This window comes from Entomomonas moraniae, assembly GCF_003991975.1.
Classification (GTDB): Bacteria; Pseudomonadota; Gammaproteobacteria; order Pseudomonadales; family Pseudomonadaceae; genus Entomomonas; species Entomomonas moraniae.
This window is the reverse complement of the sequence record NZ_CP029822.1, coordinates 687,875-705,381: the sequence shown is the minus strand read 5'-3', so window position 1 is coordinate 705,381 and position 17,507 is coordinate 687,875. Positions and strand designations below refer to the sequence as shown.

Sequence of the window (17,507 nt, the reverse complement as noted above, 5' to 3'; positions counted from 1 at the left end):
TCGTTTTTATATATTTTTATCTATTAAGTACTTTGACTATGGTTGTGACGCCACTCATTAATAATAACACAGGTATTTTCAGCGAACGTTTTATGGCTATATACAGCATGATTAAACATCCTAGGTCCATGATAGGTAATTAAATAAGAACAGCGAGGTTTACTAATTTCCAAATATAAAGAGTAATGGTGAACTATATTACGCCCAGGCATTATAGAAGAGAACGGCTGTGCATAAATGTAGTAAGTTTTTATATCTTTGAAGAGAATACGTGTTCTTTTTTGAAAGATCAATGCATCCTCAGAAAAATTCAATGTATCATCCTGTGTAAACCTACCCACAATCACAGCTATTGTAAGCATTCCTATAAACAATAACAGAAACACAAAGCCTATGATTATAATCAAAGCAAATGCCAGCTTAAATATTAGAAAACTTCTAAAATCAAGCCAAGATTCAAAGTATTGTATAAAAAGTAGTGATATTCCAATAGGAAATATCACTAAGCATAAAGCCACCAGTAGCCCATGGAGTTTATAATAATAAGACGGTTTTATGTTTATATCGTGCTTATCATCAGCAAAAGCAATTAATTCATTGCTATTAGGCATACAGTTATAATTCCTATCCATCAATATTTGTAATAATACGGTAATAATAAATGATTTTAGCACAGCGTTAGGTTTAAAAAGTGCCAAATAAATCAAAGCGCATCATAAAGCTGTCGAGAAACCCATAAGAAAAAGTTGAAAGGTATTTTTATTTGAGCTCTTCTTTAGGGCCACGAGATAAATAGTTGCAGGATGGACATCAAGTGCCTGCTTTAATATGAGTTGAGCTTGCCTACCAAGTATGATCTAAATGACAAAGCTGCACGAGTTTGGTTTCTAAATTTTTGTAGATCTTAAAGAGGTATTTACCACCTCGTGCTATCACCAGTTACCACATGTCTTCAATAATATAGGTTTTACCAGCACAATAAGGACACCAATGTCCAAGTTGAATTAAACTCACTTCGCTTTGTCACTGATGTTCTTTAGCAAATTGCCACGTCTCTCCAGCAAAGTCATGAATACCTTCGCGTTGTTAGGGCAGCATGGATATAGTTAAAATTATCTCTCCACCATTTATTTGAATGCTAATAAAGCTGATGTGTTACAATCCCTGTATGAACAAATTGAACTTATTAACAACAGAACCTTTTTTAGCATTTTTGACCAGCTGTTTTAAAATGGATCGTCGTAAGAATATCTAGAGAAGTAAGGCATAGAGTCTTTAATGGATTCTCTCTAACAGTTAATTATCTTTTTTTGGGTTTGATTTTAGGGTCATCAATATAGTATTCACTTTTAAATTTATTTTGCCAGTAAAGGGGCGAAAAGTTCATTCCTATTTTTATATTATAGAGAAAATTTAATGAAAAATTTTATTTTATTAAGTGTATTAGTCGCCTTAATTGGTTGTAAAGGTAATCATATAGATGGAGTGAATAGACAGATTAATGTTATTAATGATGTTTACTCAATGTATGATGAAAACCATGAGTTGGTGAAAATGGTTAATCTTGAATATAAATCTAAATGCAGTCCGACTAGATATAGAATCACTCCCTCATCATTAGGTGTAGATAAAATAAAATTTGAGCAAATTTGGGAGAAAATAGTAGACGATTCTTCGAATGAATTTTACTACGTGTTGGAATATCAATGTGGAGATAATGCCTCATATATTACATCGGTTACCAAGTGCACTGAAAAATTATGTGGGAAAGAGTATGAAAATGACATGCCTAAAGTATGGTTTAGTAATCCTTCATCAACTGGAGAAGAAATAGAGTTGCCTACCCCTATATTGCATTCATTTCTCGGCAGCCAGAAAAGTACAGCTCGCTATTATGCGGTTAAACCATTTGAATATTTACCTGAAAGAAATGTATGGAAAATTGTCGTTTATTATGCAAACCCGAAAAGAATTTACGGAGCTAAAGCTATGGAGTCTTTTATTGACAAAGAAAGCTTGGATAACGCAAAAGTATTAGAAACTATAATCTATAATCCTGATGGTTCAATCGCAGCTAAATACGATAATTACAATGACGAGGGCTATCCCGAGTAAAACTAACAAAGCCTAATTAATTTGGTTACATTAGGCGGTTATGAATTTAAGTGTGTAAAAAATATAAAGTAACATAACAGTGCAATTGTTATTGTTAAATTAACTTTTTAAAACAAGTTTAAATTTGATAGCTACTTTCTAATTTTGAGTTTTAGACGAAACCTAGGTAATACTATCCCATTCTTTAAATCGGTATTTAGCTAAAACCCGAAAATTATTAGCCAAGCAGAGATGCCCTTTTCAATTGAAATGATCGTAGATATTACCAAAACACGATAAGATAAATTAAGCTAGTTTCAATGATTTAAATTTACGCATTTTCTTTTCTCTAAGCCTCGTTGGTTGATGAGAGTTTACTTCTCGGTTACTGACATATTATTGAGTAATATTCCAGATTCTAGGGGGTAGTGTTTTAATTGGTTTAATATAACTTTTGAGTTTGTCAGTTACGACGGATTGTTGAATACTTCTTTTCACCTTTGGATAAACCGTTTAATAGCCAAACTGTTTCTTTTTTTCTTGAACAGTTTGACCATCTTGGTCAACCGACGGAGCGCCATAGATAAATGCATTTTCTTTTGATTTCACAAAAGACCCCATTACGATCACGATAAATTAAGGTGAAAAGGTAATATAGCCACACACATTGGATAATAATTTTGGAATAATAACGATGGTGTTGATAGATTTTAATTGTATTCATCGGTATGATTATACAAAGGAATAGTTAACTTGACAGTTCCTTTTATTTATTTCTAAAACCGATAGCTAAGATTTACAAGTCCTGTTATACCTTGGTGTTTACCCACATAGCCCTTTGTTACAAAGCCCAATTCTAACTGTGTGGCTTTTGGTATTGGTTTAATGTTTACACCTAACTCCACAATACCTGTCGAACCTCTGATACTGGCCTTATCAATATTATAACCATCCACTTCAACCCGAGGTCTGCCATTAAACTCATAGTCATAAGCTGCACCACCAAAAATTATAGTAGAAGGACTTAACTGATGCTTCAATTGCTCACCCAACTGTATTCTTGTAGAGTTTGCTTTGTTAAATTTAACATAGCTCCCCTCTACCATGGCATCTGCTCCATCTAATGAAGTAACAAGGTATTTAAGTGACGTGTCTAATATATTTTTATCATTAATCGCATAGGTGAAGCCAACACCAATATGTCCTCCCCAATAATCTACGGTGTTTTTATAGCTAAGCCAACTCCCACCACCTGTAATAATATCGTTATTACCATAATTAGTTTTACTGCGGCCATAACGAAGAGAGGCATCTGTATAAAAAATATCATAAGTATACTTAGTGATTAAACCAGCACCATAGTAATGGGTATTACCACTACCCTTTGCCTTACCAATATTAAAACTATTATAGGTATCGTAGGTGCCATTACCATACTCATACAATGTACCTAAAGAAAAATGATCATCGAATTGATAGTTTCCACCCATCACGACAACTGTCGTATTTGAATTAATGTGGGAGCCACTGTTATAACGATCATAACCTGATTGAACAACCAGAAAAGGTTTAAATGTCTGTGCAGGTTGTTGATCAATTTGTCGTAAAATATCAGAGCTTATAATTTCGGCTCCACGATTAATAGCCATTAGGGAAGCTAAGCGACTCTCTGACAAAGTCTTTAGCTGCTTAATATAATCATTATTTACAGATGCACCACCGTCATTACCATCGTTAGAATTAACTGTTGCAACAAGCTGTTGATTATCATTACCAGCAAATGAATACTCCACTTCAACTTCTTTAATCAATCCAACTTTAATCGTCTCTTTCTGACCCTGTGTTATTATTTGACCTAAACCTGTTTGACTCGTATCACCACCTTTCATAACAGCGCCTGTGGCATCAACTAATATAATAGTATCTCCATTTTTGATATCTACATTTCCAGAAATACCTGTTAACTTTGCAGTGGATTGATTTTTAGTAGTACCTGCGGCGGTCACCGTATCATCATTTTGTAAAGTATCTGTAACAGTGATAAGTCCTGTTGAGCTATTAATTACATTTTTATTATTATCGTTTAAGCTAAAATTATAGTTTTCAAAGTTACCCATTTTAGCCACAGTAATGGCAGAGGATGAAAAGTTAAGCGTATTTCCTGTAAAACTATCACTATAAATATTAGCTTGCCCATCACCGGCAAGTTCACCCTGTATATTAATATAGCCTCCCCATAACTCTGCATCATAGGTAGTATTATTAGTACTATCTGTTTTACTCAGCACAGTATTACCGGAAAGATTGATAGTACTATTGGTAGCATTAATTGTTAATTTAGATTTTTGATCAATAAAAATTGCATTACTGTAATCTTCTGTAGCGATAATATCATTACGTGCACCGTAAATAGAGCCTACCGCCGCATTATCAACGCTAATTTGTCCTCCGCTAGCAAGAATACTCACTTGTGCACCTGTACTAATAGAAGCTCCACCAGTAGCGCCTATAATACTATTATTTGCACCAATAATTTCTCCAGAAATCTTACTATTACTAATTTCTAAATTCCCACCAATGGCACTAAACGTGAGATTAGAGTTTGATTGAGCAGACAGCCCTCTTGTCCAACCTTGAATATAGTTACTGGCTCCCAATACTTTTCCTTGAATAAGTGAGTCATCTAATTTTAGATTATCACCTGTTGCTATAAAGGACATTATGGAACCAGTTATAGCAGATACCCCAGAATAAGCTTGATCAGCTACACTGCGATTAATAGCACCTATGATATCGCCTGATAGAGAGGAGTTATAAATATTAATATCACCACTTTTAGCCATAAAGTTGACCTGTGAATTCGATGCATAAACTCCGCCTACAGCATAATTACTAACACCAATAGATTCATTCTTAGCCCCTGTAATACTACCGTTAACTGTAGAGTCATTTACAGTAATTTGTTGTCCGGTGGCAGATAATGACGCATTTGAATTAGTAATATTTATTGGATAGGCACTGTTACCTGTAGAAGAGTTTTTTATAGTATTACTTGCTCCTGTAATACTACCATTTAATGTACTATTATTAGAGACATTAAATTCTCCACCATTGGAAGTTAAAGAGCCTCCAGCCATAGTTGTCCCTGATGGTGAGCTACTATCAAATTTTATTTTTGTACTAAAAAACTCTTGATCCGAAGATGAAGGTGTTAACGTTATACCATCTAAATTAATCGCGTTATTATTATCAACCGTTACAGAACCAGAAACTTTAGAACCATAGTTATAGTTACCACCATAACTATTAGATGATGCAGCAAAAACATTACCCGATAACACTTGAAAAAGACCAACGACAATAATACTATTTTTATTACAATACATACCATTCATAGTAAGGTTATTATAACCTTTACTTACTTTTACCTTTATTAATCTGCAAATATATAAAAAATTTCTACGTAGAGTCAAAAAAACAATATTAAAAACTACGTATTTACTTATTAGTAAGGTCTGAGTGATCTGACCACTATTTCGGTGATTAGATACTTTATTAAATAACTTGTCAATACCTAGTCCCGTATCATAAAATAATTATGCAGGGTTAGGTAAAAATATGTTTTTTGTGCTTCAATTCTTTTAAAGAATAGTTAATATCTTTTGACAATAAAATTTGAACGCTCTCTATTTTAAAGTACGAATATTAAAGTGCTATAATCTACTTATCGTTATTTAACCAAATCAGAATTGTTGATTGCTTCGCAACTTGAAGATGGTAATTCTGCCCTTCTTTAATTGACTGATTATAAAGATGATCTCGCATAGCCGTACGACGCAAATCTGTCTTTCCCCAATCCAGTTGATTTGCCATATGCGTTGCAATTTGGTCAATATTGTTAGTAATGTAATTGAACGTCCAATCTGCTGTTAAAGTATGATCTGGATAGTCTGAAATTGATAACTGTGAGATGACCCTCTCATACCCTGTCACATTTTCTTCATTTATCCACTCCTCTGGTAAGCAGCCGGCCAAGCAGAGATTTTTAGGACCTCGTTGAGAAGGTACCAACCAAATAATTGCATTACGTGACCAATAACGGCAACGTTCTAAAAACTGATTAGCCTGTGCTTGTGGTGCTATCATATTTGCAGCTAACACGGTATCAAAAGACTGCGCTGGCAAGTCAGTGACATCCTGCCAACCGCTAGCAATTATCTGACTACAATTCGGATACTGTTTTAAACAATTCCTCATATAAGGATCGGGCTCGATTGTTACCCATTGTTTTTCTGGACTGCTTAATAATGCACCTAATTGCCCAGCACCTGCACCCACATCCAATAAGTCACCTATGTTAGTGAGTACTTTTTTAATCTGTGGGGCAACACATTGTATATAATTCGAATGGTTAATTCCTTCTGCATAAACAGCCATTGGATTTAGTGCTTCAAAGGGTTTACTCATGATGGTTACCTGCTATTGAAAAAGTATGTTGTATAGATTACATTTATAAAAACTACTTCCTACTAAGGATTTGAAAGCTTAGGATACAATAAGTACCCTTCATCCTGTTTAATACGCTTAAAAAACACCCCAAAGGTTTGATCTAATAACGGGTTATTGATCAGGTCATGAGTACTACCATAAAAAATCAACTTACCTTGATCGAGTAGAATGATTTTTTCAAAATAACGAAAAACCAAATCTAATTCGTGTAAACAAATAATCGCCAACTGTTGTTTACCATAAGCCACGAGATGTTCTATTAACTGTAATCGGTGTTTAACATCTAAAGCAGCTCCTGGTTCATCTGCTATTAATAATGCAGGGTCTCCCATAAAAGCCATCGCCGCTAATACTCTAGCTTGCTCTCCTCCTGATAAGATATTCCAATGTCTCTTAAGTAATTCCATCAACTCAAATTGTTGACATGCTTTTATCATGACCTCAGAAGATGCAATGGTACGGCTTAATGCCAACGCCAATAGCTCCTCAACCGTTTGATTCCAACAAGGATTAAAACGTTGTGGGATATAGCCCAATAACTGGGCACGTTGTTTATTATTGTAGTCAGCAAATGCTTTTTGATTAATCAACAATTTTGCTTGAGTATTAATTTTTTGAATGCCTGTTAAGGACTTTATCAGGGTTGTTTTACCTGAACCATTAGGACCAATTAAAGCAATAGCACCTTTTTGTGGTATTTGCAAAGCGTCAATTTGAAGGCATGTTTTATTCCCATGAGTAATGATTAAATTAGTAATATCAATCATCCTTTACTCCGTTTAGATAATAATACGATAAACAAGGGCGTACCTGCAATCGCTGTAATCACACCAAGGGGAATTTCTCCTGGAGGCAATAAGCTTCTGGCTAATGCGTCTGCAGCAGTCACTAAAATAGCACCAACAATTGCCGCTTGGGGTAATAGTTTCTTATGCTGACTACCACTTAACCAGCGTGCAATATGAGGAGATGCCAAACCAACAAAGCCAATAATACCGCCTAACGCAACAGCACAGGCCGTTATAGCAGACCCTATTAGTAAGGATACAAAAATAAAACGACTAACCGATAACCCCATAGCGGTTGCCATGTGCTCACCTAAACCTAGCAAGTCCAAACCATGAGCCAACCACAAAGCAAGAAATAACCCAGCTAGAAAGATTAGCAACGTAATCAGTATTCCACCCCATTGCAAGGGTTGAATTCCGCCCATTAACCAGCTTAACACCACTTGTAAACTGATGGTTTCATTGGATAGTGACATCATTAAAAAAGACCGTATCGCACTTAACATAGCACTAATAGCAACCCCTGTTAACAGCAGAGTAGATACATCCAAAGAACCTGTTAATCGGGCAATCGTTAAAACTAAAAAAATGGTGATAAAAGCACCTAAAAAAGAAAATAACGGTAAGCTAAAAACGATTGGAATAGCTAGCGGTACTAACAGGGCTACCGTTGCTCCGACTGCAGCCCCTCCAGATGCGCCTAACAACCAAGGGTCTGTTAATGGATTACGAAAAACGCCCTGAAAAATAGTACCACTTAGTCCCAATAAACCGCCCACAAGTGCAGCTGTTAATACCCTGGGCAAACGCCATTCGATTAAAAGTCTTGAGGCTAATGAACCATCTCCCATTACTGCTTTTATTATCTCAAGAGGAGTAGCCCATGTATGCCCCGCACAAGTGCCTAATCCAATCACTATAAACAAACAAATCAATAGTTTTAAATATAATTTCATTGCTGCCTATCCCACGCTTGGAAAATAGTAGAAAGCGCTTCAACCCCGTCAATTACCCTAGGCCCTGAAATCAATAGTTGTGACCGACTTACTGCACGAACAAAACCTGTTTGTGCCGCTTTCATACCCTCCCAACCTGCAATACTACGGCTTAATTCTAATAATTCACTATCACTGCCAGCAAATAAAATAATATCAGGATTAGCCGCTAGAATGACTTCAGGGGATACTTGATTCAGTTGTGGTAGCATAGACTCACCGTCATCAAAAACTAAACAGCCACCTGCCTTAGTAACAATATCTGCTGTATAGGCATTTACGGTAGAATAACTACGACGTGCAATCAATAACAAACCACCAATGCGACCTGTTATTAAAACCACTTTAGGGCAAGAAGAAAGCGTAGGAATAGCCGCTAATCTTTTTCGCATGGAGGCAACGAGCGATTTACCTACTTCAGGAACGCCTGTAACATGTGAAATTAATAAAATATTTTGCAAAATCGTCTCAATAGAACCGCCATTAACCACAACGCTCGCGATACCCAATCGATCTAATGGTAAAACCAACTGATGAGTAGCTTGCCTGGCTGGCGTCATAATCACTAAATCAGGGTTCTGGGCTACAATACTATCTAATGAAAACCCCAATCGTCCACCAATCTTCGGGACTTTTTTAATACTCTCAGGATAATAGGTATAACCATCAATCCCAACAATCAACCGGCTTAAACCCAATGCTGCTACAATTTCAGTATTAGAAGAAAATACGGTAACAATACGTTGTGGACGCTCTTTTACAATTACACTTCGACCTAAAGCATCCACAACTTTTACAGGAAAATCATTCGCAAAGCTAGCTGAGGCAATTAAATACCCCAGGCTAACCAATAACCAACGACATTGTTTAAAAGCGGTAAGTACTACCCACATAGATTGCTCTACCCATCATTGAGGTTCCCAACCCACCATTGGATGCAGATGGATTTAAAATATAAGGCTTTTTATCAATAGCAATAAAGAGTGGATGCTGATTTTTGTTAAACACATTATTAACTTCTGTAAACACCGATAAGTTTTTATATACTTCTACTTCACCCTTAAGATTCCATACCATAAAGGGTGATTTACGATGAATGTAGTTACTATAAGGTTCTGCTCCAGCCACCAACTTTTCTTCTGTGTCATACCAAACAGGCCCTCGTAAAATACCCGTTACTTGAACATACCAAGGATAGGTTGTTTCCTTTTGCCCAAGTCGATGTGTCAGCGCTGCCTGATATTGATACATACGTTGGACTTTGTCAGTATTACGATCTTTAGCGCCTTTATCCTTCATATGAAAGTTCCAAGCACCGTTAGCTTCAACATCCCATTGCCAATTATTTTGCCAGCCCAATAACTCATGCATCTTAAAGCGGCTATTTAATTCTAAACCTCTGACAATAACCTCATCAGAATTATTCACATAATCAGAAATATTACTATTGTTGCTACGTGGCTTTGTAATAATCCGATCTTTAATACGATTTTCAAAATAAGCAACATCAACTAGCCAATTATTACCAGAAAATACAGCACCAAACTCATACTGCTTGTTAGTTTCAGGTTTAAGACCAGGTGTGCCATAGATTTGTGAGCCCGCTAAGGTTGTATAGTCTGCCCCTAGCTCTGACGCAGTTGGCGCTCGAAAGCCTGTACCCATACTGGCTTTTAAATTTAACCAATCTGTCGCTTCAAAATTTAACCCAGTACTCCATGTGGTCTTATAATAATGTGTGCTACCCGTTAACTGATTTTTCAAATAGGGTGTTCTGTCATAATAGGTTTTACCATCCGTGTAACGAGCACCCGCTTTAAATACTAATCGATCATCTAAAAAACGCTGTGCATCTTCAAAATATAAACCATACATTTTTTCCCTTTGATTATTATCAAAAGGCGTTACTTGCGTCATGGGTGCACCATTTAATCCAAAACGATGACGGGTTGAGCGTAATTTATTTTTTTCAAAATCAACCCCTAATAGCAAGGTATTACTACTCGTTAAATCAACTTCTGGTTGAAACTTTAATCCAGCAGCCGTTAGCTTACGCTTATTGTGATCTAGACTAGTTTTAGCAGTTTGAGGAGAGGCCCACTTGAAATCATCAATATCTTCAAGCCAATAATTATGTAATTTCCACCGCAGCCGATCATCCTCTGTACCATGATGCCAAATAAGATCAGCAGAAGTATTATAACGATCTTCTTTGGCTGAATAGTTGGCTGATGAACCACGAAAACCTACATCATAAACGCCATCTTTAAGTATCGAAAAATCGATTAAATTAGCCTCATCCACTTGCCAACTTAAAGCACCATCAAAACCATGACGTTTCCAACTGGTATTGTGCTGCGTCCCTCCCCCCTTACCCGCCTTATAATCATTTTGAGTGGCTGTATTAAAACCAAAAAAACCTGTAAATTGTCCATCTTTGCTTTGCCAACCATATTCACCACTCCCAGAGGCCATACCAAAAGAACCACCTTTAAGCGTAACCTTTCCTCCTTCGGTATTATGGCCGTTTTTCATGATAATATTTATCACGCCACCAATGGCTTGACTGCCATAAATGACCGAGGCAGGACCCCTAACAATTTCAATTCGATAAATATTGCTGGGAGATATTTTTGAGAGATTAGCTGTTCCCGCTCGACGACCATTAATTAAGACCAACACTTGGCTTTTAAAATCTTTACCTTGTCCGTCTGTTGCTGCACCACGAATATTGATAGAGGTTTGCCCTGGCGTCCACTCACTAAAAAATCCTACCGCATTTTCAGCCAATAGACTGGTTACATCCGATGCGCTGGATCTTGCTATTTGTGCTTGGTCGATTACCTGCACCATTGCTGTCGCTTTTTTTAACTCTTCATTACGCGCTGAGGCACTAACAACAAAAGGATCGAGCAATAGAGAATCCTCATCACTGCGTTTAACCTCTTCCGCCCATAATGGACTTGAACAAACTAACACCATTGCATTAATAACAGCTGCCTTATTAGTAAACATAATATGATCCTTAGTAATTTACCAAACCACAAGCAGACGGTATTTGTAAAAATAAAAAATCCCGCTTGCAAAACAAGCAGGATTTTTTAAGGTAACAAATAGAATGTAACCATCATAACAATGGTTATACAAAGACTACTGTTTTCCTTCCCGCCGAAGAAAAATCAATGTATTCACACAGGTCTTCTGGCTTAGCCTCATCCTCACCTGCTCCTTCCCAGAATAATCTCCAGTGGTATATACAGGTTCGTCAGCATTACAGCAGCGGGGGCTGCGGAGGATTTTCACCTCACTTCCGAAGTCATTTTTATCAATCACTTCAATGTATTAAATACAGATTCGTAAGAAAATACTATCAGTCATTTAGGTCTATGATACTGAGCGAAGTCAAAGTATCATATTAGGACGTAAACTTTTGGGCTACGCTAACTAACTCATTTTCTGCACACAATATTAAAGAAAGCCAACACAAGAATCAAGGATGCTAAAAACCTGTTAAGAACATAATGTTATTTTGTGCTATGTTTTATAATTGCATCTATTTGAAATGATTAGTCTTAAACTAGGACAGTTCAGTGGACATAGACCTCCTTGATGAGCATATACCAAAAAACTATCTAATTAGGATTGCAAACTCAAGCTAACATTATTTCCGCTATTGGCATTTGCAGTCTCATCTCCTATCATACAAAAATCACCCCGTGCTCAGCTTAATCATTTTACATCTGTAATTATCTCAAACTATAACTTTTTAACACACGTCATCACCACTTGGTTTAATTAATAACAAATTAAGATAAAGTGATTTATATCTAAAATTTATAATTATTAATTGCCACCTATCACCTATAAAACTATACTCATATTTAATCATAATGAATTGATTTTTTGTTTGTATTATTTCCAAAGATAGATATGAAACTTTTATTTAAAGCTAACTTAAACTTAACATTTAGCTTGTTCTATAAGTCACTGCAGTAGCTTTTATGTTTCATATCACTATCAATATTAAAGCAATCAATTTTTAACGAGATCGCTGTAAGCAAAGGCCAAGCAGTATAAGGTGTTATTTTAATGAAAAAACAACGTTTCCATAGTTCATTAAAGTTTAAAAGGTATTTAAAATCTTTTTCTTTAATATTTATATCTAATACAGTTGCTTTTTCTGCTATTGGAGCCAATAGAACAGCAACGATATCTAGTGGTTCTCAACAGTTAACAGGTGCGTATGAGCTCAGTAACTCATCGCAAAGCCAAGCAACCGTAAAAATCACAGGAAATAATACCACTGTAACGGCAGGAGATGATGTCTCTATTTCTGTGACAGGGCAAGGTAATGCCATATCATTGACGAATGGTAGCTTAATCCTTGATGGAACATCTATACAAGGAAGCAATAATTCGACATTTTCTTCTTATATGGTTTCAAATACGAATGGGAACCTCAATGTATCTAATATTAGTTTAACAACTGATACAATAAAAGCCAGTGGCATAGTTACCAATGGGAGCAGCTCTGTTACAAATATAAAAGATAGCCATTTAATAGGTGGCTATACGACGGTTGAAGGAAAAAATGGTGCAACCGTAACCGTTAATGGATCACAAATTGATAGTATCGGAAATTATGGAATTATTGTTACTAATAATGCTAATTTAACGGGTGCAAACAATATCATCAATATGGACGGTGGTGTTTATTCCCAAGCAGGTATTTATGCATCAAGCAATGTTGCAAATACTCAATCGAGTGTTACGTTAGACAATACACAATTATATGTGAAGAATGGTGTTTCTGGTATTCAAGCAGAAGCTGGTGGTAAAATTACTTTAAACGACTTAGCCGTGACGGGTAATGTCAACTCAGCGGTTAGAGCAACAGATACTGGAAGTATTGAGATTCAAGATGGAACTATCATACTTGATCAAGGAGCTATTGCATTAGCTAAAGGCACAAGTGAGCAGGCAGTAGCGACTATTAAGTTAAATAACATTACAGCTGAATCAAGCGGCAATCAAAATTATTACGAGAACGATAAAAACTATGCACTCATCAATGGTAAAGCCTTTTCCAATATTATTGTTGAAGGTGGCTCATATCACTCAAAAGGACTTGAACAGCATGGTGTTTGGGCTGTAAATGATACCGCTACTATTTCATTAAATAATACCCGTGTTTCAACCGATATGGATAAATCAGTTGGTATTAAGAGTAATGGTAATATCCTTGTGAATAACACGAGTGTTACAACAGCTGGAAGTAATGCCAATGCACTTTACTCAGAAGCTTTTATTACGGCTAAGCAATTAACTATTACCACAACGGGTAGTAGTTCTTCTGCCATTGCTACTAATAAAACAGGGCAGATAGGAATTAGTGATTCTATAGTTAAAACAACAGGAAGTAATGCCTCAATTTTAGAGGCAACAAATAACTCTACTATTAAGGCACAAAATATTACAGCAACCACATCAGGTGATAATAGCCATGGAATATTAGCAAAACGTTCAGGTTATTATGATCAGCAAAACTATATAACAGTTTCTGATAGCACAATCAACGTGACAGGTAATAAAGCAGCAGGTATCGCAGCTATTAATCAATATAACTCTACAATTGATAATCAATACGTATCTGATATCACACTTAACAATACTTCTGTTACTAGCGAAAATGGAGATGGTTTGTATGTTAAAGGAATGGATGCTAATGTAAAACTCACTGATGGCTCATCATTAGCTGCCAATAATGGACGATTAATTTATGCAGAAGCACTCTCTTTTACTAATAATAATATTGTATCTAATGTTAACTTAGTGGCAGAAAGTAATAGCCAACTAGTGGGTAATGTTGATTTCCAAAAAGGTAGTACTGTTAATATGCAATTAACGGGAGCTAACTGGAAAATGCTCTCATCATCTAATGTGACGAATTTATCTAATTTAAATAATTCTGTTATTGATCTAACCAACAGCAACAGCACTCAATACAACATACTCAATATAACAGGTAATTACACAGGGGATACCTATAAAAATCAAAACACTAATGGCCGTTTGATCGTCAATACACTTTGGAATAATGACAGCTCTTCATCGGATAAGCTAAATATAGCTGGAACAGCGACAGGATATACTCAAGTACAAACACATCATGGTATTATTGGCGATGTGACACAAGATGATGAGTTAGGAAAGTATTCAGCTGACGTTATTACTGTGGGTGACCATACTATGGGAAGTAATAGCTTCTATGGTTTTGCAGATACTGCTGGTGCGGGCCAGGCACTTTTAGTACAAAAGGATGCAAACACCTATGCATGGTATATTCCCAAGGCGTCACCCGTACCTGATAAACCAGTGGGTCCGACACCAATAAAGCCAGAGGTACCGGGTTTCACAGTAATGCCCGATGCTAATATGAATTTAGGCTATCAGTTAATTGGAACATTGCATCAACGTATTAGCGAACAACAGGGTACTGCATTAGATAATAAAAATCCTACAGAAGGGCAAGTTTGGGGGCGTTTTTTAGGGAGCTATACTCGTAATAATGGAGAGAATCGCTTTAATTATCGCTCAAACATGTGGGGAGCTCAATTAGGTTATGATTTTGCCATAAAATATAACCTTGAAGAGGGCTCAAGCACTCATACAGGTGTTATGCTAACGTATGCTAAAGATGATATAAAGTTTCACGATGACCAGTATGTTAGTTTTAATCAACTCATTGGACAATACCAAGCAAGTAATAAAAAAACAGGGAGTGGTCAAACAGATTGGGTTAGCCTTGGCGGTTACTATACCTATTATGATAAAAATAATAGCTACTTAGATCTTGTCGGCCATTTTAACTATGCACATAATAAGTTTGATTCTATCCGCTCAGACAAATCAAGTAATAATGCTTTGGGTACAACTTTATCTGCCGAAGTAGGTCGTCCCTTTAAAATTATAACTAGCCATTGGTTAATAGAGCCACAGGCGCAAATTGTTTATCAATACCTTCACTTTTCTGATTTCAAAACTCTAAATAATATAAAAGTAGATCAAGATGACCGCCATGGTCTACGAGGCCGTATAGGCTTCAGACTAGGGTATAATAAAGATACACAAACACAATCAATGAGCAGTGTTTATTTAACAGGGAATATTTATCATGATTTTATTAACGGCACAAACAGCACTAAAATCGGTAATAGTAATATAAGAGAAAAGTTTGCGAATACTTGGGGAGAAGTGGGTATCGGCGCTCAGTTACCGATTACAAATAATGCTGCTATTTATACCGATATTCGTTATAGCCATTCATTGAGTAATCATCGCGGAACGCGAGAGGGTATAAATGGCAATATAGGTTTTAAATACCAATGGTAAGCGTCAGGAAACAGCTTTACCTATATAAATTGGACTAACTAAAGTAACTTCATTATAAAAAATCATGAGGTAACAATGGAAATAAATTTTAAAGGGCAACTGGGCACGGGAGTTAGTGTTCATGAATCTTACGAATCAAGGAACATCAAGCCAAAACATTTGCTCGAGCTCAGGTCTGATGTGACACTCCACTGTTTTTAAAGAGAAATCTGTCAATTTAGATTTTAGCTAGATTTAGCTCTTGCCAAATCAATTTTCCATCATGTAATGTTTGTATAGTAGTTATTCCACAACATATTTTACCTAAATGAGTTCGATTATTATTGTAATAGTCCGGCCATTCATCCATATATTGCTTCAGCTTTTCTTAGTTAGTGTCTAATTTTTTCCAAAAAGTGATCTGATAAAACTCTTGTAAGATGGTTTTATGGAAACGTTCACAGATGCCATTGGTTTGTGGTGACATCACGTTGGCCCTAGTATGATTAATATCATTGACTGGTAAATAAAGCTGATAATCATGATGCTCTTCCTTACCACAATAATCAGCTCCGCTATCAGTGAGTATCCTGCGCACAAGTAAAATGGCTTGCTCTTCCGCTTCATCCACTCTATTTTTTAGATTTTGTACTCACTTTGATTGATTAACAATTTCTTCAACTCCACTATTATTAGCTAGCTCATGATAACGATAGAATGTTTCTCTTGATACGCCCATTATATAAAAGGCTTTAGATGCATTGCTTAATTCTTCTGCTAAATTAAGTAAACATATTTTATGTTTATTGATTGGATTGTTAATATGTAATATGAACATAACATTTTTGTATTCTGAGCAACTCCAAACAAGCCCTGACGAAATGATAAATATAATTTAAACTGATGTCCGCTATTGGAACTAAACTACCTGTCAGAATAGATATACCTCTGAGCCACTACACATTAATTTATGAACAAAGCTCAATCCTATCCATTTATTGAACTTTGTATTTAAAATACATTAAATGGTTACTCTAAACTTAAATCTTACCATTCTTTATTCACCAAAACAGTTGTAAAATAAGGCAGTTTTTCATCCACAGGAATATCTCTTAGGTTACGGTATTGTTTTTCAGTCTCAAGAGATGCGTCAGAGACTAGGACGGCACAATCTAGCAAACCTTGCTGCTCAATCAACTCTTTCACATCGGCAAGGCAAGAAGCGGCTTTCATTAAAACCAAACTCGAGTGCTGCTTAAGCGCTTGGGCGAGCGCCTCTTTTCCTACAGTGCAAGACATCACTACCAGTGATTGAGTTTCCATCGCTAAAGGACGTTGGGTTTTAGCGGCAATTAAGGCAAAAGACGTAATACCCGGCACGACTTCTATATCCAAGCCATCAGGTAAACGTTCTAAAACACTTACCCATGTGCTGTAGAGCATCACATCACCCAATGAGATAAAAGCTATTTTTTTATTATCCGCTAAATCCGTTTTTATTTCTTCAACCACCGCTTGCCATGCTTGTTCTTTTTCAGCCGCGTTATGGGTCATCGGAAAGTGGCGCTCTTTAATAAGCGTTTGTTGTCCAATATAGGGGCGTACGATAGACAGCGCTAAACTATCCCCTCCTTTACGAGCAGCAGGAGCATAGACAATATCCATAGTTGCCAGTAAATTAGCTGCTCTTACAGTAATTAAATCTGCTGCGCCGGGGCCTGTACCTATGGCATAAAGTTTACCTGTCATT

At 36.3% G+C, this 17,507-nt stretch carries 11 protein-coding genes, 1 pseudogene and 1 riboswitch; of the genes and pseudogenes, 2 read left to right on the top strand and 10 right to left on the bottom strand.

All coding sequences use genetic code 11. From position 1 onward, the window contains the following. Nucleotides 1-23: 23 nt before the first annotated feature. Nucleotides 24-611 carry a DUF502 domain-containing protein gene (locus DM558_RS03355; RefSeq protein WP_127162047.1) on the bottom strand — a complete coding sequence of 196 codons (588 nt, stop codon included), beginning with the start codon at nt 609-611 and terminating at the stop codon, nt 24-26. An 805-nt stretch (nt 612-1,416) separates the two neighbouring features. Here DM558_RS03355 and DM558_RS03350 point away from each other — a divergent pair. Next, on the top strand, nt 1,417-2,115 hold the full coding sequence (locus DM558_RS03350) for a hypothetical protein (RefSeq protein WP_127162046.1): 699 nt from the start codon (nt 1,417-1,419) through the stop codon (nt 2,113-2,115). A 755-nt stretch (nt 2,116-2,870) separates the two neighbouring features. Here DM558_RS03350 and DM558_RS03345 read toward each other — a convergent pair. The 6 genes from DM558_RS03345 to DM558_RS03320 all read right to left on the bottom strand — a co-directional run bounded on the left by DM558_RS03345 (nt 2,871) and on the right by DM558_RS03320 (nt 11,401). Continuing rightward, entirely contained in the window at nt 2,871-5,489 is a 2,619-nt protein-coding gene (locus DM558_RS03345) for a beta strand repeat-containing protein (protein WP_127162045.1), read from the bottom strand. A gap of 325 nt (nt 5,490-5,814) precedes the next feature. Continuing rightward, on the bottom strand, nt 5,815-6,561 hold the full coding sequence (locus DM558_RS03340; RefSeq protein ID WP_127162044.1) for a methyltransferase domain-containing protein: 747 nt from the start codon (nt 6,559-6,561) through the stop codon (nt 5,815-5,817). 62 nt (nt 6,562-6,623) lie between these two features. Continuing rightward, complete coding sequence (locus DM558_RS03335; RefSeq protein WP_127162043.1) at nt 6,624-7,370, bottom strand: ABC transporter ATP-binding protein; 747 nt, start codon at nt 7,368-7,370, stop codon at nt 6,624-6,626. Next, nucleotides 7,367-8,347, bottom strand: coding sequence for a FecCD family ABC transporter permease (locus tag DM558_RS03330; protein WP_127162042.1), 981 nt, complete (start codon nt 8,345-8,347; stop codon nt 7,367-7,369). The genes DM558_RS03335 and DM558_RS03330 overlap by 4 nt, the downstream gene beginning before the upstream one ends. Beyond that, nucleotides 8,344-9,279 carry an ABC transporter substrate-binding protein gene (locus DM558_RS03325; protein ID WP_127162041.1) on the bottom strand — a complete coding sequence of 312 codons (936 nt, stop codon included), beginning with the start codon at nt 9,277-9,279 and terminating at the stop codon, nt 8,344-8,346. The genes DM558_RS03330 and DM558_RS03325 overlap by 4 nt, the downstream gene beginning before the upstream one ends. Continuing rightward, complete coding sequence (locus DM558_RS03320) at nt 9,254-11,401, bottom strand: TonB-dependent receptor plug domain-containing protein (protein WP_127162040.1); 2,148 nt, start codon at nt 11,399-11,401, stop codon at nt 9,254-9,256. Before DM558_RS03320 ends, DM558_RS03325 begins: the two co-directional genes overlap by 26 nt. Nucleotides 11,402-11,560: 159 nt before the next feature. Next, nucleotides 11,561-11,753, bottom strand: a riboswitch (cobalamin riboswitch). A gap of 722 nt (nt 11,754-12,475) precedes the next feature. Here DM558_RS03320 and DM558_RS03315 point away from each other — a divergent pair. Then, nucleotides 12,476-15,778, top strand: a complete 3,303-nt coding sequence (locus DM558_RS03315) for an autotransporter outer membrane beta-barrel domain-containing protein (RefSeq protein ID WP_127162039.1) — start codon at nt 12,476-12,478, stop codon at nt 15,776-15,778. 217 nt (nt 15,779-15,995) lie between these two features. Here the strand turns inward: DM558_RS03315 and DM558_RS16100 are convergent. The 3 genes and pseudogenes from DM558_RS16100 to DM558_RS03305 all read right to left on the bottom strand — a co-directional run. Further along, nucleotides 15,996-16,355, bottom strand: a pseudogene (locus tag DM558_RS16100) (integrase core domain-containing protein); the annotation flags it as partial. A 54-nt stretch (nt 16,356-16,409) separates the two neighbouring features. Continuing rightward, a complete protein-coding gene (locus DM558_RS16095) occupies nt 16,410-16,595 on the bottom strand; it encodes a helix-turn-helix domain-containing protein (RefSeq protein ID WP_456073080.1) in 186 nt (61 codons plus the stop codon). A 209-nt stretch (nt 16,596-16,804) separates the two neighbouring features. Then, nucleotides 16,805-17,506 carry a cobalt-factor II C(20)-methyltransferase gene (locus DM558_RS03305; RefSeq protein WP_127162038.1) on the bottom strand — a complete coding sequence of 234 codons (702 nt, stop codon included), beginning with the start codon at nt 17,504-17,506 and terminating at the stop codon, nt 16,805-16,807. Between the last annotated feature and the right edge of the window lies 1 nt (nt 17,507).